Origin of the sequence: Pelagibius sp. (assembly GCF_028289705.1) — a bacterium.
Lineage (GTDB): Bacteria > Pseudomonadota > Alphaproteobacteria > Kiloniellales > Kiloniellaceae > Pelagibius.
The window spans coordinates 1-18479 of sequence record NZ_JANQOI010000056.1; the positions used below are offsets into that span (position 1 = coordinate 1).

The 18479-nt window shown below is 66.8% G+C and carries 20 protein-coding genes and 1 tRNA gene; 15 read left to right on the forward strand and 6 right to left on the reverse strand.

The features are described from left to right. Positions 1–211: 211 nt before the first annotated feature. The 4 genes from Q0996_RS06640 to Q0996_RS06655 all read right to left on the reverse strand — a co-directional run bounded on the left by Q0996_RS06640 (position 212) and on the right by Q0996_RS06655 (position 1920). Positions 212–970, reverse strand: a complete 759-nt coding sequence (locus Q0996_RS06640) for a nuclear transport factor 2 family protein (RefSeq protein ID WP_299617015.1) — start codon at positions 968–970, stop codon at positions 212–214. Positions 971–1033: 63 nt separating this feature from the next. Next, positions 1034–1423: a hypothetical protein gene (locus Q0996_RS06645; protein ID WP_299617016.1), complete on the reverse strand. Its 390-nt coding sequence runs from the start codon at positions 1421–1423 to the stop codon at positions 1034–1036. Between the two features lie 55 nt (positions 1424–1478). Next, positions 1479–1715 (reverse strand): GIY-YIG nuclease family protein, encoded by a 237-nt coding sequence (locus tag Q0996_RS06650; RefSeq protein WP_299617017.1) that lies wholly within the window; start codon positions 1713–1715, stop codon positions 1479–1481. 115 nt (positions 1716–1830) lie between these two features. Beyond that, positions 1831–1920: transfer RNA gene (locus tag Q0996_RS06655), tRNA-Ser, on the reverse strand. A gap of 246 nt (positions 1921–2166) precedes the next feature. Between Q0996_RS06655 and Q0996_RS06660 the strand changes: the two genes are divergently transcribed. The 6 genes from Q0996_RS06660 to Q0996_RS06685 all read left to right on the forward strand — a co-directional run bounded on the left by Q0996_RS06660 (position 2167) and on the right by Q0996_RS06685 (position 7812). Further along, the gene (locus Q0996_RS06660; protein ID WP_299617018.1) at positions 2167–3363 is read left to right on the forward strand and encodes a substrate-binding protein; all 1197 of its coding nucleotides are present in this window, start codon (positions 2167–2169) and stop codon (positions 3361–3363) included. Between the two features lie 39 nt (positions 3364–3402). Beyond that, positions 3403–4146, forward strand: a complete 744-nt coding sequence (locus Q0996_RS06665) for an isochorismatase family protein (RefSeq protein ID WP_299617019.1) — start codon at positions 3403–3405, stop codon at positions 4144–4146. A gap of 321 nt (positions 4147–4467) precedes the next feature. Next, complete coding sequence (locus Q0996_RS06670) at positions 4468–5178, forward strand: ATP-binding cassette domain-containing protein (RefSeq protein ID WP_299617144.1); 711 nt, start codon at positions 4468–4470, stop codon at positions 5176–5178. Between the two features lie 2 nt (positions 5179–5180). Next, positions 5181–5882, forward strand: coding sequence for an ABC transporter ATP-binding protein (locus Q0996_RS06675; protein ID WP_299617020.1), 702 nt, complete (start codon positions 5181–5183; stop codon positions 5880–5882). 11 nt (positions 5883–5893) lie between these two features. Further along, positions 5894–6757 (forward strand): branched-chain amino acid ABC transporter permease, encoded by an 864-nt coding sequence (locus Q0996_RS06680; protein WP_299617021.1) that lies wholly within the window; start codon positions 5894–5896, stop codon positions 6755–6757. Further along, positions 6754–7812 carry a branched-chain amino acid ABC transporter permease gene (locus Q0996_RS06685; RefSeq protein ID WP_299617022.1) on the forward strand — a complete coding sequence of 353 codons (1059 nt, stop codon included), beginning with the start codon at positions 6754–6756 and terminating at the stop codon, positions 7810–7812. Before Q0996_RS06680 ends, Q0996_RS06685 begins: the two co-directional genes overlap by 4 nt. Here the strand turns inward: Q0996_RS06685 and Q0996_RS06690 are convergent. Continuing rightward, complete coding sequence (locus Q0996_RS06690; RefSeq protein ID WP_299617023.1) at positions 7730–8233, reverse strand: isoprenylcysteine carboxyl methyltransferase family protein; 504 nt, start codon at positions 8231–8233, stop codon at positions 7730–7732. The genes Q0996_RS06685 and Q0996_RS06690 overlap by 83 nt on opposite strands. Positions 8234–8237: 4 nt before the next feature. Next, positions 8238–9359, reverse strand: a complete 1122-nt coding sequence (locus tag Q0996_RS06695) for a type III polyketide synthase (protein WP_299617024.1) — start codon at positions 9357–9359, stop codon at positions 8238–8240. Positions 9360–9609: 250 nt separating this feature from the next. Here Q0996_RS06695 and Q0996_RS06700 point away from each other — a divergent pair, with 250 nt between their 5' ends. The 9 genes from Q0996_RS06700 (at position 9610) to Q0996_RS06740 (ending at position 18461) form a co-directional block, all read left to right on the forward strand. Beyond that, positions 9610–10056: a hypothetical protein gene (locus Q0996_RS06700; protein ID WP_299617025.1), complete on the forward strand. Its 447-nt coding sequence runs from the start codon at positions 9610–9612 to the stop codon at positions 10054–10056. Between the two features lie 272 nt (positions 10057–10328). After that, positions 10329–10580: a hypothetical protein gene (locus Q0996_RS06705; RefSeq protein ID WP_299617026.1), complete on the forward strand. Its 252-nt coding sequence runs from the start codon at positions 10329–10331 to the stop codon at positions 10578–10580. A gap of 152 nt (positions 10581–10732) precedes the next feature. Continuing rightward, positions 10733–11956, forward strand: coding sequence for a lytic murein transglycosylase (locus Q0996_RS06710; RefSeq protein ID WP_299617027.1), 1224 nt, complete (start codon positions 10733–10735; stop codon positions 11954–11956). Positions 11957–12043: 87 nt separating this feature from the next. Further along, positions 12044–13024: a septal ring lytic transglycosylase RlpA family protein gene (locus tag Q0996_RS06715; RefSeq protein ID WP_299617028.1), complete on the forward strand. Its 981-nt coding sequence runs from the start codon at positions 12044–12046 to the stop codon at positions 13022–13024. 135 nt (positions 13025–13159) lie between these two features. Then, the gene (locus Q0996_RS06720) at positions 13160–14308 is read left to right on the forward strand and encodes a D-alanyl-D-alanine carboxypeptidase family protein (RefSeq protein WP_299617029.1); all 1149 of its coding nucleotides are present in this window, start codon (positions 13160–13162) and stop codon (positions 14306–14308) included. Next, a complete protein-coding gene (gene tmk, locus Q0996_RS06725) occupies positions 14305–14982 on the forward strand; it encodes a dTMP kinase (protein ID WP_299617030.1) in 678 nt (225 codons plus the stop codon). Before Q0996_RS06720 ends, tmk begins: the two co-directional genes overlap by 4 nt. After that, positions 14979–16061 (forward strand): DNA polymerase III subunit delta', encoded by a 1083-nt coding sequence (locus tag Q0996_RS06730; protein WP_299617031.1) that lies wholly within the window; start codon positions 14979–14981, stop codon positions 16059–16061. Before tmk ends, Q0996_RS06730 begins: the two co-directional genes overlap by 4 nt. A 33-nt stretch (positions 16062–16094) precedes the next feature. After that, positions 16095–17642 (forward strand): methionine--tRNA ligase, encoded by a 1548-nt coding sequence (metG, locus tag Q0996_RS06735; protein ID WP_299617032.1) that lies wholly within the window; start codon positions 16095–16097, stop codon positions 17640–17642. A gap of 3 nt (positions 17643–17645) precedes the next feature. Then, positions 17646–18461 carry a TatD family hydrolase gene (locus Q0996_RS06740; RefSeq protein ID WP_299617033.1) on the forward strand — a complete coding sequence of 272 codons (816 nt, stop codon included), beginning with the start codon at positions 17646–17648 and terminating at the stop codon, positions 18459–18461. The last annotated feature ends 18 nt before the right edge of the window (positions 18462–18479 follow it).

Here is an 18479-nt window from a genome sequence, read left to right on the forward strand (position 1 = left end):
ACATGCCAGAGCATATTCGACGAGGAGCGACGCGGCCGCGGGCCAAATGCGCCGGATCCCTTCGGGACGGGGCAGATATACGCCAGGGCCGCGTCGCGGACGCCTTGTGGGGGATCCACCCCACGGCGCCGCCCGCTCCTAGCCCTGGCGAATATCTGCTCCCGCCACGACGGCGAAATGAATCTCAACAGGCCCTAGCCAATATCAGGCTTCAGAATTTCCCGTTGTCGTTTCTCCATTCGCTCCGGGGCGCGATTGGCGTCACGGTGTTCCAGTGCTCCACGATCCGGCCGTCTGCGATACGGAAGAGATGATACAAGCCGGAGTGCCTCCCGTCCTTGTGTCCCTCGATCATGCAAAGCGCAAAGTTTCCTTCTCCAAGGACGCGATGGACCTGCCGATACGCCAATCTGGCCTCGCCGTGCGTCTCGGCCTCGAGCGCTGTTCGAAACGCCGCAGCACCGTCAGTAAGTTCCGGGTCGTGCTGGATCAAATCGTCGCCCATATAGGTATCGATGAGATCCAGGCGCCGTTCCACCAGCACCTGTTGAGCGAAGCCGCCGGCCAGGTCCTTGTTGGCCTCTGTCTTGTCCAGATCCGTGATCACCGTTTCACCGTCCAGCATCGTGCGGCCTGAGGGATTTGGCGGCTGCAACGGCTGGAGGTTGTCCCAGTGTTCGACAGCTTTTCCGTCCTCGAAGCGAAAGACCTCGAAGGCCGCTTCCACTTCGCTGAAGTCGTATTCGACATGAGCGAAGACAAAATCCCCATCCTCGAAAACGCGCATGAAGGTCACCCGGGGGTCGGTCTTGGCCAAACGCGCGAACAGCTCGGCAAGGCCGGGGCTCCCCTCGGCTGTGCGCGGATTGTGTTGAATGTACTTGGCCTCGTTGACAACGGCCGCGGCCTCCGGGTCGCCGGTCTCAATCCCCTTGAGAAGCTTCATGACCAGATCTTTGTTCGACATCATGGGGCACCTTTCCTGATCGGGGGCCGAATTCAATTCTGGTGGTCAAAAAGCGGCCGAGAGCGCCTACGCCGTTTTCATGCGTCTCCACAGATATATCAGACTGGCCAGTGCCGGCAGGATCAACAATGCCACCACCATCAGAACAACAGACTCCAATTCCGTCGCGTTCATTGTGAACACGGTCGTCGCGTCGACGATGTCGGTTACGCCGCGCGCGGCCAAGGCCGCAAACAGGGCTGCGTGACTGCGAAGGAATACGGCCACAACGATGACAAGCACGGCCGCCAAATTGCGGGTGACATAGGCCATGGTCGTATAGTTGAAGTCTGGCGGTGGGTTGAACAGCGTCGCCAGGGCAAAGCCCGAAACGATCACGACCTGAAGGCCGACGACCATCCAGAGCCACTTTGGCAGGAACTGGTCTAGCGATGTCTTCGATGGTGCCGTCCTCACGATGCCTCACTCCTGTCCTGAGCATGGTGATCGATTTTCGTGTATGTGGAAGAAGCTACCAGAACCGCTTCTTGGCGAGGGCCTTGCCGGAACCACTCTTGAAATACTTCTCGAGTTGACGTGCTTTCGCGGCGGTCTGAACGGCTACGTATGATTTAAGGGTGAACGGCAAGAATCTGGCGGTTGAAATCACTTGCCCGCGCTCATGCGATGTAAGTCTTCGCCGAAGATCGTCAGTCGATCCGACGTAGATATCGCCGTTGCTCAAAGCGAGGAAATAAACATACCACATGGCGCCAGTCTCCCTACGCTCCGATCGGAGCTTCGGGAGACACTCCGACGCCTAGGCGCCTTCGCGCGCCAGGCCCCACCAGGGTGGCCTGCCACCCGAAGCCGAAGGCGTAGGGTGGCGGATGGGGTGGGATTCGAACCCACGAGACGCTTTCACGCCTGCCGGTTTTCAAGACCGGTGCCTTCAACCGCTCGGCCACCCATCCGCAGCAAGGCCTGCCCGAAGCCCCTGGCCCGAAGCCCCTGATTGAGCGTCCATCGGGCCCGCCTGCCGTCCGACACCGGTTCTAGGCAGGCCCGGATCGAAAGGCAAGCGGCGGGACGGGGCCCGGGGAGTCCCCCCGAATTCAAGTCCGCAGGCCTGCAACCCCAGGCCGGTTGCGGCGCTTTGCATCTCGCGGCACACTTCCGAGCTTGGAGACCGCCGAAAACGGCAGCAGGGGAGAGCGAACATGGCCAAGACGAACCGTCCACAGCATCACCACATCAGCAGACGCGGCGTCCTGGCCGCCGGCACGGCCGCCGCGGGCCTGGCCGCCGCCGCCGGATTCGCGCGGCCGCTCAGGGCCGCCGACCCGGTAAAGGTGGGCGCGGTGCTGCCGTTCAGCGGCGGGTTGGAGCTCTTCGGCAACCAGGCGAAGCTGGGCATCGATCTGGCGGTGAAGGAGATAAACGCCGGCGGCGGGGTGATGGGCCGGCCCCTCGAAGTCCTCTACGAGGACAACAAGACCGACCCCAAGACCTCGGTGGAGAAGGCGACCAAGCTGATCCGCGGCGAGGACGTGGTGGCGCTCACCGGCCCCATCACCTCCAACGCCCGCGATGCCATGACGCCGACGGTGCGGCGCCTCAAGACCCCGCTGCTCTACGCCACCAACTATGAGGGCGGCGCCTGCGACCGCTATCTCTTCTGCTTCAACACCGTGCCCAACCAGGAGCTGGCAAAGCTGCTGCCGCACCTGCACGGCTCCGTGGGCGGCAGCACCTACATGTTCGGCGCCGATTACGTCTGGCCTCAGAAAATGTTCGAGGCCGCCAAGGGTCTCGTGGAGGGGCAGGGCGGCTCGGTCGCCGGGGTCGAGTTCACGCCCTGGGGGGTGAAGGAGTTCGCGCCGGTGATCCGCCGCATCGCCGACAGCGGCGCCAAAGTGCTGCTCTTCGCGCTGCCCGGCGGCGACGGCATCACCTTCATCAAACAGGCCGAAGCCTTCGGGCTGTTCGACAAGGTCACCGTCGGCTTCCTCGGTTTCGCCGAAACCTACCTCGGCGCCTTCGGGCCCGGCGGCGGGCAGAACATGTGGGTGACCGTGCCCTTCGTCGCCTCCAACGACAGTCCCGGCGTGAAGGACTTCGTCGCGCGCATCCGCGCCAACGCCGGCGAGGGCGTGCCGATCTCCCACTATGTCATGACCCACTACAACGCCATCAACGCCCTGAAAGACGCTGTGGAGCGCCAGGGCGAGGTGAGCCGCGAGGCCGTGGTCGGCGGGCTGGAGGGGTTGATCGTGGCCTCCCCGGCGGGACCGGTCACCATCGGCTCGGCCGACCACCACGTCACCCTGCCGATGTTCCTGGCCAAGACCGAAGGCGACGGGCTGACCACCGTGCAAGACCTGGGGCGTCTCGCTCCCGAGGCCGGCTGCAGCTAAGGCCCGCCCTTCGGCACCTAGGAAAGAGAGGAGGGCGCCATGCCCGACAGCGCCGATCAGCCCAGTCTCACCCGCGATCTGGCGGCGGCCATGCCGGTCGCCCCGGTGGAACTCACGCTTGGCGCCGAGAACACGGGCCTCGTCATCGTCGACGAGGTGAACGGCTTTGCCACCGTCGGCGCCGGCAATCTGGCGCCGCCGGCCCCCAACGCCCAGGTCAGCACCATGGTGGCGGAGACCGACCGCCTGGCCCGCGCCTTCACCGGACGGAGCTGGCCGATCCTCGCTTTCCTGGACACCCACGTGCCGGGCAAGCCGGAGCCGCCCTATCCGCCCCACTGCGAGGCGGGCACGGGCGAGGAGGATCTGGTGCCGGAACTGGCTTGGCTGGAGCAGGATCCCAACACCACGCTGGTGCGCAAGGACTGCATCAACGGCTTCGTCGGCGCCATCCGCCCCGACGGCAGCAACGCGGTGGTGGACTGGGTGAACAGCGCCGGGCTGCAGCGGGTGCTGGTCGTCGGCATATGCACCGACATCTGCGTCATGGACTTCGTGCTGACGCTGCTGTCGGCGCGCAACCACGACCTCATGCCGAGCCTCAGGGACATCTCGGTTTACGCCGACGGCTGCTCGACCTACGACCTGCCGCTGACCGTGGCCGAGAGCCTCGGCCTGCCCAAGACCGCCGCCCACCCCCAGGATCTGGCCCACCACATGGGACTCTACTTCATGGCCTCCCGGGGCGCGGAAATCGCCGGCCGGGTCACTCTGGCGGGCTGATCCGGCGAAGTGTATGGCTGACAGGCTTCGACCATTTTCGATTGGCCAAGAATAGTTGGGACGCAACAGGCTGATGCGTTCAATCTCGGTTCGCGACATAGAAGCAAGAGCAAACCCGCGCACGGCTCTTAGCGGTGAGGTTGTCACCCCCACCCCGACCCTCCCCCATCCAAGGGGGAGGGGGAAGTTATTGAAGCGGCTTATAAAATTCCCTCCCCCCTTGATGGGGGGAGGTCGGGAGGGGGGTGAGCTTCGCGCTTGGTCGCTGCCTGCTTGCCGCTTCGGAAGCCGAAACCAAATGACCGCAGCGCATTGGCAGACGTGACAGCCTTGCTGGAGGTCGCCGGGCTGGAGAAGGACTTCGGCGGCGTGCGCGCGGCCGACGGTCTGAGCCTGACCCTCGGGGCCGGGGAGATGCTCTGCCTCATCGGCCCCAACGGCTGCGGCAAGACCACCCTGTTCAACATCATCACCGGTGCCATCCCGGCCAACCGCGGCAGCCTGAGCTTCGATGGGGAGACGCTGCGGGGCCTGGAGCCCTATCAGATCGCCCGTCGCGGTATCCTGCGGAAGTTCCAGGTGCCCGGCATCTATCCCGAACTGACGGTGCGCGAGAACCTGGTCCTGGCAGCCGGCGGCCGTTCAAGCGAAGCTCCTGCCGATATCGACGCATTGCTGGATCTGGCCCGCCTTTCCGGCCGTGACCAGGTTCCGGCCGGCTCCCTGGCCCACGGCGAAAAGCAGTGGCTGGAGATCGCCATGGTGCTGGCGGGCCGGCCGCGCCTGCTGCTGCTCGACGAGCCGACCAACGGCATGACCGGGGCGGAGACGGCGGCCACCGTGGCGCTGATCCGCGACCTCCACCGCGACCACGGCTGCGCCGTACTGGTCATCGAGCACGACATGGGCTTCGTGCGCGAGCTCGACTGCCCGGTGGCCCTGATGCTGCGCGGGCGCATCGAACGCCGGGGCAGCTTTGCCGAACTGCAGGCCGACCCGCTGGTCAGAGACGCCTATCTGGGGCAGGCCTGAGCATGCTGCGCATCGAGGGGCTGGTTTGCGGCTACGGCGGAAGCCAGGTGCTGCGCGGCATCGACCTTGAGGTCGGGGAAGGCGAGAGCCTTGCCCTGCTGGGCCGCAACGGCATGGGCAAGTCGACCCTGCTGCGCGCCATCATGGGCCTGCTGCCCGCCCGGACGGGAGCGCTGTGGTTCAAGGAGCGGCGCATTGACGGCGCCAAGCCGGAGACCATCGCCAAGGCCGGCCTCGCCTTCGTGCCCCAGGGCCGGGAGATCTTCGCCGACCTCACGGTGGAGGAAAACCTCCTGCTTGGCGCCCTCGCCAAGGAGGGCTTCTCCGCCGCCGTTCCTGAAGGCATCTACGCGCGCTTTCCCGTCCTGGCCGAACGGCGGGGACAGAAGGGCGGCAGCCTCTCCGGCGGCCAGCAGCAGCAGCTCGCCATCGGCCGGGCCCTTGCCGGGGCGCCCGCCATGCTGCTCCTCGACGAGCCCTCCGAAGGCCTGCAGCCCTCCATCGTCAGTGAGTTGGGCGCGGCGATGCGCCGGGCGGTGACGGAGGAGGGGCTGACCCTGATCACCGTCGAACAGAACGTCGAACTCGCGCTCACCCTGGCCGATCGCTGTCTGTTCATAGAGAACGGCGTGCTGGTGGCCGAGGCCGGCACCGCCGAGCTGCGGGCGGACATGAGCCTGCTGCACAAGCATCTGGCGATCTGAGGGCGGGGACCATGGATCAGGCGCTGCTCCTCCTCCTGGATGCCACCAACTACGTGCTGGTCATCGTCCTTGTGGCCATGGGCCTGGTCATTGTCTTCGGGCTCATGCGGGTCATCAACATGGCCCACGGCGAGCTTTTCCTGCTGGGCGCCTATACCCTAGTGCTCCTCCAGCAGGCCGGCTATCCCTACTGGCTGGGGCTCATCGCCGCGACCCTCTTCGTCGGTTTCGCCGGCCTGCTGATGGAAGAGCTGGTGATCCGCCACATCTATCACCGCTTTCTCGATACCATCCTGGCCACCTGGGGCCTTTCCATCGCCATCAAGCAGGGCGTCATCCTGCTCTTCGGCCCAGGCGCCCAGTCCACCACGGCGCCCATCGCCACCCAGCTTCAGATCTTCGGCAGCAGCTATCCCGCCTACCGCCTGTTCATCATGGCAGTCGCGCTCGCCGTCGTGGCGGCGACCTTCTACCTCTTCTTCCGCACGCGGTTCGGCCTCGCGGCCCGGGCGGTCATCGCCAACCGCTCCATGGCCGCCTGCCTCGGCATCTCCACCCGCACTTTCGACCGCCTGACCTTCGCCTATGGCGCGGCCCTGGCGGGGCTGGCCGGCGCCGTCATGGCACCCATCATGAGCGTCGATCCGCAGATGGGCCTCGGCTTTCTGATCCCGGCCTTTCTGTCGATCCTGGTGGGCGGTGCCGGCCATCTGGCGGGGCCAGTGCTGGGGGCCGGGCTGATCGGCGCCACCGACAGCATCACCGCCGGCCTCTGGTCGCCGGTGCTGGCCCAGGTCGTGGTCTTCACCATGGCCGTGGTCGCCATCCGCGTATTTCCCGGCGGCCTCATCAGGCGGGGCGGATCATCGCGATGAGCGCCGTGCCGCAGCCCTTGCGCGACCGCCGCATCCAGATCGACGTGCTGGTCTGGGGCGTATTGCTCGCACTGCCGTTCTTCCTCGGAGAGTGGGAGGTTTCCCAGCTCGCGCTCTATCTCACCTACGGGATCTTCGCCATGAGCCTGGCACTGATATGGGGCCAGTGCGGGCTGATGAGCTTCGGCCATGCGGTCTTTTTCGGTCTCGGCGCCTATGCCATGAGCCTCTCGACCCTCGGCATGCTGCCGGGCCTGGAGAACTGGACCAGCAGCTATTTCGGGTTGCTGCTGGCGCTCGCCCTGCCGGCGGCCTTCGCCAACCTGCTGGGGCGCTTCCTCTTCTTCGGGCGTGGCCTGCAGGGCGCCCAACTGGCCATCGTCATGCTGGCGGTGGCCGTCGTGGCCGAACGCTTGATGGCGCGCTGGCCCTATGCCGGCGGCATGAACGGGCTGATGTCCGTGCCGCCGGTCAATCTCGGCAGCTTCGGCTTCACCGTCGAGATCTTCGATCCCCTGCCGCTCTACTATCTGACCGCCGTCGCCGCGCTGGTGGTCTACGTTCTGCTGGAACGCCTGGTGCGTTCGGAGCAGGGCGTGCTGCTGCGCGCCGTCGGCAGCGACGAAGCCCGGACCGGGTTTCTGGGCTACGATACGCGGGCGGTGAAGCTGCGCGTCTTCACCCTCTCGGCGGCGGTGGCCGGCTTCGCCGGGGCGCTCTTCGTCACCCAGTTCGGCTTCGTCTCGCCGCCGCTCATCGGCTTCGGGCTGTCGACGGAAGTCTTGATCTGGGTCGCGCTCGGCGGGCGCAGCGCCCTGCTGACCGCCTTCCTCGGCGCCATCGTCGTCCGTCTCGCCGAGGACCGCCTGGCCGATCTGCTGGGTGCGGGATGGCTCTTGGGACTGGGGCTGCTCTTCGTGCTCTGCGTGATCTTCCTGCCCCGCGGCCTCCTGGGCGAAGTCTACTGGCGGGTCACGAAACCACGCGGCGCGGGGCGAGCGCCGCGTTCTCCAGACGGATCCGGTGCGCCAGCAGCAGGGCGTTGGCAAGACTGAAGCCCAGGGCGATTTCCCAGGCCCCGAAGGCCAGTGGCAGGATCAGGATCTCCCCGGCCACCACGAGATAGTTGGGGTGGCGCAGGAAGCGGTAGGGCCCGCGGCGCACCAGGGGTGCCTGCGGCAGGGTGATGATCCGCGTCGTCCAGTAGCGGCCAAGGCTCAGCAGTATCCAGACGCGCAGGGCCTGAAGCCCCAGGAAAGCGGCCAGCAGCAGCCAGTTCGGCGTGGCGTCGGGCGGAACCAGGATCGCCAAGGCCAGCAGCCAGAGCGCGTGCAAGCCGACCAGGAGCGGATAGTGCGCCGCCCCAACCTCCGACGCGCCTTCCGCCAGCAGGCGGCGGGTGTTGCGCCGGGCGTAGACAAGCTCGGCCAGGCGCTGCAGCGCCACCAGAAGCAGGACGGCCCAGAGGACGCTCACGGCCTCAGGCCTCCAGGATCTGGAACCCGGCGGTGAAACCCGGGCCGAGGGCGGTCATCAGATAGCGCCCCTGCATGCCGGCGTCGCGCATGCGTTCCAGCACGAAAAGCACCGTGACCGCGGACATGTTGCCGAAGTCGCGCAGCACGCCGCGGGCTTCCGCCAGGCCGCCGTCTGCCAAACCGAAGGTCTCCTCCAGGGCGGTGAGCACCTTGGCGCCGCCGGGATGGCAGACATAGCCGTCGAAATCCGCACGGCTCAACCCTTGGGCAAGGAGGAACTCGTCCAGCGCCGCACCGAAACGCTCACGGATCAGCGCCGGGATATCGCGGGAGAAGAGCACTCCCAGGCCGTCGTTCTCCACCGTCCAGCCCATGACGTCCAGGGAGGCCGGCCAGGTGTATTCGCCGGAGCCCGCCAAGCGCAGCGCGGGCCCGGAGGACACCGGGCTTGAGTCCCCGGCCTTGGGCGACTCCAGCAGCACGGCGGCGGCGCCGTCGCCGAAGAGGGCGGTGGCGATGACGTTGCTCTTGGAGCGGTCCTCGGAGCGGAAGGTGAGGGCGCAGAGCTCCACCACCAGACAGAGCACCCGCATGCCCGGCCGGCTAGCGGCCAGCGCCGCGGCGCGGGAGAGGCCCAGGACACCGCCGGCGCAGCCGAGGCCGAAGATCGGCAGCCGCAGCACGTCGCGCCGGAAGGGCAGGCGGTCCATCAGCCGTGCGTCCAGACTGGGGGTTGCCACCCCCGTCGTGGAGACCGCCACGATGGCGTCGACCTCCTCTGGCTTCACGCCGGCACCGGCCAGACAGGTAAGACTGGCGTCCTCCAGCAGGGCGAGGGCGTTGTCGATGTAGAGCTGATTGCGGCCCGCCCAGTCGCTGGCTTCGAGGTACCACTCGATGGGCACGCAGGATCGCCGCGTGCTGATTCCAGCATTGGCGAAGGCCGGCAGCAGACGCTCGATGTCGATCCGGCGGCCGCCAAACAGGGACCTGGCCGTGGTGACCACGTCTTCCTGGCGCAGGGTGTAGGGGGGAACCGCCGTTGCGATGGACGCAAGCGCGACGGCGGGGGCTGGCTCGGGCGCGCGCTGGTCTTGCGGCTCGTCAGCCAGATAGAGGTTCAAGGCGGTGATATCCGTCTCCCATAGGTCATGCTTGGGGGCCCGTGATCCGGCGAATCCTCGCGCCGGCAGGCCCCTGATTCCTCTGCTCCCCTCATCGTCTGATACGTGCGCCTGGGCCGCTCGGTTTCAATGCACCCTTTGTTAACGATTTGTTCATCACGGCCCTTAACCCGGCCATAGGGCCAAGCTGATAGGCTTCCCGGGCTCAGGATGAGCGGCCTGTGGTGCAATCTGGTAGGTAGCCAGTGCGATGGACATTCGAATCAAGCTGTTTCTGGTCGGCACCATGATCGGGGTGCTCGGCTGTGCCGGCGGCCTCGCGATGGCCGGCGAAATGCTGACGACCCACCCCAGCCACTATCAGGAACACCGGCCCAGCGACAGCGCCGGAAGCGCCGGAATCTCGGGCAAAACGAAGCAGGCCCGTGCCGGTTCGCGAATCCTGGTGCGCGACGAGGGACGCCTGATCGAGCGCTGGATGCTGAATGCCGACCTCTCCAAGGCCTGCAGCAAGGGCCGGTTCCGCCAGAAACGCGACAAGTTCTTCGTCGGGATCGTCGATGGGTTGACCTACGGCGCGGCGGTCGGCGGCCACGGCAGCCTGGTGGATCGGGGGAAAATGGCGGAAAATCAAGTGGTTTACCTGTTCCGCGGGCAGGGCACCACCAACTGCCGGGTCTACCACCGAACAAAGTAACGAAGTTTTTTCACGAATCATTAAGCTGTTAACCATTTGTTTACCATCTGGGGTGCACACTGCATTCACGGTTCATCGACCGTCTCCTGAAATTGATTGCATCGACCTCTCGAAAGCCCCGCCTCCCCGGCGGGGCTTTTCCTTTCGATCCCTCGTTTTCAGGGCCACAGAGGCAGGGACGGGCGGGTGCCAAGCCGTCAGCGGCGATCTTGCCCGCCCCGTCCGGCGCCATTAGAAGGTTGTTAACCAAAGTCACTCGGGATGTTGACGTCGTGCGTAGTCTCGTAACTGCATCTGCTTTCGGCCTCCTGCTGCTTCTGACCGGCTGCTTTGCGCCCAGCAAGGCGGACATCATCAAGAAGGCGGAGGGCGCTTCGACCAGTTCGGAACTTGAAGCCGTCCTCGGCGAGCCCAGCGAAGTCTCCAAGTTCGGCCCCCTCGAAAAGTGGACCTACAAGGCGGCGGACGGGGCGGTGATTTTTCTGATCGCCGCCGACACCATTACCTTTGAGGTAACCGACTAGCGATAGGCGGCACCGCGACCGGCGCCGGCGGGACGGGCTATTCGGGGCGAGTCGCCTGGATTGCCAAGACTCTTGAGCTTGTGGCACAAGGGCGCGTCCGGCGCAGTATGGCAAATCAGAGGCGCCGGCGACCCGGTGGCGCGAAGCGTGAGGTGAGCAGTTTCATGCCCAGGCTGATTTCAGTCATTTCCGCCCTGTCGCTTGGCATGCTGATGGCCGTCCTCGGCCCGGGGAGCCTGAAGGCGCAGCAGGGCGACGCGGACTTCCAAAGCTGGCTGGCCGCGTTCAAGCAGGAAGCCGCGGCCAAGGGAATCCGCGCCGATACCATCGAGACCGCCTTCGCCGGCGTGACCCCGATTGCCCGGGTGCTCGAGAAGGACCGCAGCCAGCGCGAGTTCACGCTTACCTTCAGCGGCTACATGCGCTCCAGCGTGACCGAGAGCCGGGTCGAGCGGGCGCAACGGCTGCTGCAGGAGCATCGCGGCCTGTTGGAGCGGGTCCAGGCCAAGTACGGGGTGCAACCGCGGTTCCTGGTCTCGTTCTGGGGCCTGGAGAGCAATTTCGGCGACTACACCGGCGGCTTCTCGGTGATCGGCGCCCTTGCGACCCTGGCCCATGACACGCGGCGCGGCGCCTTCTTCCGCAGCGAACTGCTAAACGCCCTGCAGATCCTGGACGAGGGCCACATCGCCGCCGCGCGCATGACCGGGTCCTGGGCCGGCGCCATGGGCCAGGTGCAGTTCATTCCCTCGACCTTCGTGAACTTCGCCGTGGACTTCGATGGCGACGGCCGGCGCGACATCTGGAACAGCCTGCCCGATATCTTCGCCTCGGCCGCCAACTACCTCTCGCAGGAGGGCTGGCGCGGCGACGAGACCTGGGGCCGCGAGGTGCTGCTGCCGATGGGCTTCGACTACGGCCACGCCAGCCTCAAGAAGCGCAAACCCCTCAACGCCTGGGCCGAGGTGCATGGTCTGAAGCAAGGCAACGGCGGGCCGTTGCCGCGGGCCGACCTGGAGGCTTCCCTCGTGCTGCCGGCGGGCCATCGCGGACCCGCCTTCCTGGTGTACCGGAACTACCGCACGATTCTGATCTGGAACCGCTCCATTCTCTACGCCCTCGCGGTGGGTCATCTCGCCGACCGCATCGCCGGCGCGCCGGCCCTGGCCTCGCTCCCGGAGGAGAAGGCGATCAGCGTCAGAGACATCGAAGAGATGCAGACCTTGCTCAACGCCAAGGGCTATGACGCCGGCGAACCGGATGGACTGGTCGGCCGCCGGACACGGGCGGCGCTCAGCGCCTATCAGCGCTCGGTGGGCGAGCCTGCCGACGGCCACCCGACCCTAGAAATCCTAAAACTGCTGCGGGGCCAATAGAGCTGGCGGGCAGCAGGAAGGCGCCGGGCCGTGGCATTGCGGGACAGAAAGAAGCGCCTTAGACTACAACATCCAGTGGGGGGATGCTTGCGAGACTACAAGATGATGACCGGATGGGTCAGGATCGGCCTGCTTCTGCTGGGCCTTTCGGCGGTCCTGGCCGCCTGTGCCGAGACCGAACTGGCGGTGCACAACGCCAAGCGGTTTCAGGCCCAGCCCGAACCGCCGCCGGTCCCGAAGGGCACCTACAAGGTGGGCAAGCCCTACCAGATCAAGAACATCTGGTACTACCCGCGTGTCGACTTCAGCTATGACGAGACCGGGATCGCCTCCTGGTACGGCCCCGGCTTTCACGGCAAGCGCACGGCCAACGGCGAGGTCTATGACCAAAACGCCCTGACCGCGGCGCACCGCACCCTGCCGATGCCGACCATGGTGCAAGTCACCAACCTGGAGAACGGCCGCTCGATCCGCGTGCGCATCAACGACCGCGGCCCCTTCGCCCATGGCCGCATCATCGATCTGTCGAAGCGGGGCGCCGAACTCCTGGGGTTCCTGCGCCAGGGCACCGCAAAGGTGCGGGTTCAGGTGCTGGAGGGGGAAAGCCGGCGCCTGGAGAGCCAGGCGAAGGGACTGGAACCGACGCCCGGCGCGCCGCCGGCGGTCCCCGTAGAGACGGTTACGGTGCAGCAACTGCCCCCGGTCGGTGGAACGGCCCCCGCCGCGCCCGCGCCGTCGGCCGAACCGACCCGGGTTGCCCAGGCTTCGGTGCTCGACGCCTCCCAGGCGTCCGTCCCCGTCGCGGCGGAACCCCTGGTCACCCAGCGGGCGGTGCGTGCGACCCGGCTCTATGTCCAGGCCGGCGCCTTCACTCAGATCGCCAATGCCGAGCGCATGCGCGCGCGCCTCTCCGGACTCGGCAACGTCCAGATCTCCCGCGCGGTGATCGGGGACAACCGCTTCTTCCGGGTCCGTGTGGGGCCGCTTCGGAGCGTCGAAGAGGCGGATTCGATGCTGAACCGGCTGCTCTACAACGGCATCACCAACGCCAAGGTGGTTGTCGAATGACCCGGATTGTCCCGCCCGCAGCATTGCGCGCCCGAGGCCCTGCCAACGGCACCACAGTTTCGGCCCAATCTGCCGTTACCGTGGCCATCGACTGTCCTTCCGTTTCTTCCTTCAGGCGCTGGAGGTAGCCGCCCCATGAATTGGTTCAAGCCCCTTGTCCTGCTTCTCGGCGTCACGGCCGGCCTCTGGCTCGGCGGGCCCCTGGCGACGCCGGCCGCCGCCATTGAAACCCAGGCGCGCGAAGCCCTGCTGCTCGATGCGCAGACCGGGGCCGTCCTGCTCGACAAGAATTCCGAGGTCTCCATGCCGCCGGCCTCCATGAGCAAGATCATGACCGCCTTCATGGTCTTCGAGCGCCTGAAGGACGGGCGTCTGTCCCTCGAAGACAAGCTGCCGGTGAGCGAGAAAGCCTGGCGCATGGGCGGCTCCAAGATGTTCGTGGAGGTGGGCGACCAGATCCGCGTGGAAGACCTGCTGCGCGGCGTCATCGTGCAGTCGGGCAATGACGCCTGCATCGTTCTGGCCGAGGGGCTGGCGGGCAGCGAGGAAGCCTTTGCAGACCAGATGACCGCCAGGGCCCGGGAAATCGGCATGACCGGCAGCACCTTCGCCAACGCCACCGGCTGGCCACACCCGAACCACCGCATGACGGCGCGCGATCTGGCGACCCTGGCCCACCGGCTCATCACCGACCATCCCGAGCACTACCATTACTACGCGGAAAAGGAGTTCACCTGGTCCGACATCCGCCAGGGCAACCGCAATCCGCTTCTGTATAAGAACATCGGCGCGGACGGCCTGAAGACCGGCCACACGGAAGAAGCCGGCTATGGGCTGACAGCCTCCGCGGTTCAGAATGACCGCCGCCTGATCCTGGTGCTGAACGGCCTGCCCAGCATCAAGGCGCGCTCCGCCGAGGCCGAGCGGCTGATGTCCTGGGGCTTCCGCGAGTTCGGCAACTATGCCCTCTTCAAGGCCGGGGAAACCGTCGACGAGGCGCCGGTTTGGCTGGGCGCGGAGGACACGGTGCCCCTGGTGATCGCCGACGACCTGACGGTGACCCTGCCGCGCAACGCCCGCAACGGCATGAAGGTCTCCGTGGTTTACGACAGCCCGATCCCGGCCCCGGTGCCGGCTGGACAGGAGATTGCGCAACTCCGGATCTCCTGGCCCGATGGTGTGCCGGTGGAGGTGCCGCTGATGGCGGGCAGCGACGTCGAGCAACTCGGTCCCTTCGGGCGCATTGCCGCCAGCATCAAGTTCCTCCTCCTCGGAACGCCTTGAGTGGGCCGCCGACATCCGCCGATACCGGGCGTGGCCGTTTCATCACGCTGGAAGGCGGAGAGGGGACCGGGAAATCTACCCAGCAGGGCCGGCTCGCTGCCTGGCTGAGGGATCAGGGCCTGACGGTCGTCGAGACCCGCGAGCCCGGCGGCAGCCCCGGCGCGGAGCAGATCCGCGATCTGCTGGTGACCGGGGAGGCGGGGCGCTGGGACGCGATGACCGAGACCCTGCTGCACTTCGCCGCGCGCCGCGACCATTTCGTCCGGACCATCCAACCCGCTCTGGCCGCCGGCACCTGGGTGGTGAGCGACCGCTTCGCCGATTCCACCCTGGCCTACCAGGGCTTCGGCCACGGCCTTGGTCGCGCCCCGGTGGAGGCGCTCTATCGCCTCGTGCTGGACGACTTCACGCCGGACCTCACCCTGATCCTGGACTTGCCGGCGCAGGCGGGCTTGGATAGGGCCCGGCAGAGGATCGGCGACAGCGGCGCGGCGGAGGACCGCTACGAGTCCATGGACGAAAGCTTTCACGAACGCCTCTACGAAGGCTTTCGCGACATTGCCCGGCGCGAGCCCGGGCGCTGCCGGCTGATCGACGCCTCCGGCAGCGAGGACGCGGTGGCTGCGGCGATCCGAAACGCCGTTGCCGACCGCTTCCAGGACCTCTCGCCGTGAGCGATAAGGCCCCGGTCTGGCCGCAGCCGCGCCTGAATGACGGCCTGCAAGGCCAGGAGGCGGCCGAAGCCACGCTGCTCAGGGCCGCCACCTCCGGCCGTCTGCCCCATGCCTGGCTGCTCACCGGCCCACGCGGGGTCGGCAAGGCGACGCTGGCCTATCGCTTCGCCCGCTATCTCCTGGCTGAACCGACCCAGGAGGTTGGCCTGTTCGGGGATTCCCCGGAAACCCTCCACGTTTCGCCCGAAGATCCGGTCTTCCGGCGGGTCGCCGCCGGCGGCCACAGCGATCTTCTGACCCTGGAGCGTCAGGCCGACGAGAAGGGGAAGATGCGCAGCGTGATCCCCGTCGACGACGTCCGGCGGCTGCTGTCCTTCGCCCGCATGACGGCGGGCGAGGGGGGTTGGCGGGTGGCCATTGTAGACTCCATCGACGAAATGAACCGCAACGCCGCCAACGCCCTCCTGAAGATCCTGGAAGAGCCGCCGCCGCGTAGCCTCCTGCTGCTGGTGAGCCATGCGCCCGGTGCCCTGCTGCCCACAATCCGCTCGCGCTGCTGCCAGCTCGCGCTGGCACCTCTCGGGGAGGATCTGGTGGCAGAGCTGCTGCAGAGCCACGAACCGGGCCTCTCGGGCGAGGAGGCCCTGGCCCTGGCGCGGCTCTCCGAAGGCAGCATCGGGCGTGCCCTGTCCCTGGCACGCCACGGCGGGCTGGCGCTCTATGGCGATATGATCGCGCTGCTGGGGACCCTGCCTGCCCTCGACGTCAAGGCGCTGCACGCCCTGGCCGAGCGCTGGGGACAGGCGAAGGACCCGGCCGCCTTCGAAACCGGGATGGCCCTGCTCATCTGGTGGCTGGGGCGTCTGGTCCGCGCCGGCTCCATGGGCACCGAGGTCCAGGAGGTGGTGTCGGGAGAGGCGGCCCTGACGGGGCGGCTGCTGGCCGGCCAGCCCCTTGCGCAATGGCTTGGCCTGTGGGAGAAGATCAGCCGCCTTTTCGCCCGGACCGAGGCGGCCAATCTGGACCGGAAACAGGTGGTTCTGACCGCCTTTCTGTCGCTGGAGAGCGGGGCCTCCTAGGGCGCCGGCCGGCCGACCCGATGGAGACCCCCGATGACGGCAGGAAAGCCGGCGTACTACATCACGACCCCCATCTACTACGTGAACGATGATCCCCACATCGGTCACGCCTACACCACGCTTGCCTGCGATGTGCTGGCTCGCTTCAAGCGCCTGGACGGCTTCAACGTGCGCTTCCTCACCGGAACCGACGAGCACGGGCAGAAGGTGGAGAAGTCGGCCGCGGCGGCCGGGGTCGATCCTCAGGCCTTCACCGACAAGGTGTCGCAGAACTTCCGCGCCCTTTCCGATCTGCTGAACTTCTCCAACGACGATTTCATCCGCACCACCGAAGCCCGCCACAAGGAGGCCTGCCGTAGCCTCTGGAAGAAGCTGGTGGACGCCGGCGACATCTACCTCGGCACCTACGCCGGCTGGTACGCCGTGCGCGACGAGGCCTTCTACGCCGAAAGCGAGCTGGAAGACGGCCCCGACGGCAAGAAGATCGCCCCCTCGGGCGCCGAGTGCGAGTGGGTGGAGGAGGAGTCTTACTTCTTCCGGCTCGAAGCCTGGGGCGAGCGCCTGTTGGCGTTTTACGAGGCGAACCCGGATTTCATCCTGCCGGCCAGCCGCCGCAACGAGGTGATCAGCTTCGTGAAGGGCGGTCTCAAGGATCTCTCCATCAGCCGCACCACTTTCAACTGGGGCATCCCGGTGCCCGATGCGCCGGGCCACATCATGTACGTCTGGCTCGACGCCCTGACCAACTACATCACCGCCGTCGGCTATCCCGACGAGTCATCGGAAGACTTCACAACCTTCTGGCCGGCCGACGTTCACATGGTCGGCAAGGACATCCTGCGCTTCCACGCCGTCTACTGGCCGGCCTTCCTGATGGCCGCCGGCGTCGCGCCGCCCAAGCGGGTCTATGCCCACGGCTGGTGGACCAACGAGGGCCAGAAGATCTCCAAGTCCCTCGGCAACGTCATCGTGCCGAGCGAGATCGTCGCCACCTATGGGTTGGACCAGGTGCGCTACTTCCTGCTGCGCGAAGTGCCCTTCGGCAACGACGGCGACTTCTCGCGCAAGGCGATGGTCGGGCGCATGAACTACGACCTGGCCAACCAGTTCGGCAACCTGGCGCACCGCGTGCTCTCCTTGATCGCCAAGAACTGCGAAGGCAAGGTGCCGCAGCCGCAGGCCCTGCAGGCGCAGGACGAGGCTTTGTTCGAGGCCGTGGCCGGACTGTTGGATAAGGTGCGGGCGGACTTCGACCGCCAGCAGTTCCACAATGCCCTGACCAAGGTCTGGGAAGTGGTCTCGGCGGCGAACCGCTACATCGACCAGGAAGCCCCCTGGAAGCTCAAGAAGAGCGATCCGGAGCGCATGGCGACGGTACTCTACGTGCTGGCCGATACAATCCGCCAGCTGGCGATCCTGACTCAGCCGGTGATGCCCGATGCCACCGCGTCCATGTTGGATCAATTGAGCGTCGCGCCGGACGCGCGCGACTTCACGGCACTCGATGCGCGCCTTGCGGCAGGTACGCCGCTGCCGATGTCAGAGCCCGTGTTCGCCAAGTTCGTCGAAGAGGACGTCTGAGCCGTGACCGCTGTCACGCCGGCTGCAGTAGCGGAACGGCCGCTGGTGGACTCCCACTGCCATCTCGACTACCTGGCGCGGGACGGCGATATCGGGCCGGTGGTGGCACGCGCCCGGGCGGCTGGCGTCGAGACGCTGGTGACCATCTGCACCAAGCTCAGCGAGTTCGCTCAAATCCAGGCGATCGCCGAGCGCTTTCCGGAGGTCTACTGCTCGGTCGGAGTCCACCCTCACGAGGCCGGCAAGGAGGGCCAGAAGGACCCCACGCGCCTGCTCGAACTGGCCGCCTACGAGAAGGTCGTGGGGATCGGCGAGACGGGGCTCGACTACTACTACGAGCACTCGCCGCGGGAGGCCCAGCAGGTGAGCTTCCGCGCCCATATCGCCGCCAGCCGGGAGACCGGCCTGCCGCTGATCGTCCACGCCCGCGACGCCGACGACGACACCGTCTCGATCCTGCAGGAGGAATTCGCCGCAGGGGCCTTCCCCGGCGTCATTCACTGCTTCACCGCCGGGCCGGATCTGGCCAGGGCGGCGCTGGAGATCGGCTTTTACATCTCCCTGGCCGGCATCGTGACCTTCAAGTCCGCTGGCGCGCTGCGCGACACGGTGCGCACGGTGCCGCTGGAGCGCCTCCTGGTGGAGACCGACTCGCCCTACCTGGCGCCGGTGCCCAGGCGCGGCAAGACCAACGAGCCGGCCAACGTGGTCTACACCGCAGCGGCCCTCGCCGACCTGCACGGCATGCCGGCAGCGGCCCTGGCCGACACCACCACCGACAACTTTTTCCGCCTGTTCAGCCGCGCCCGGCAGGACTGAGCCGCAGGACGGAGCAAT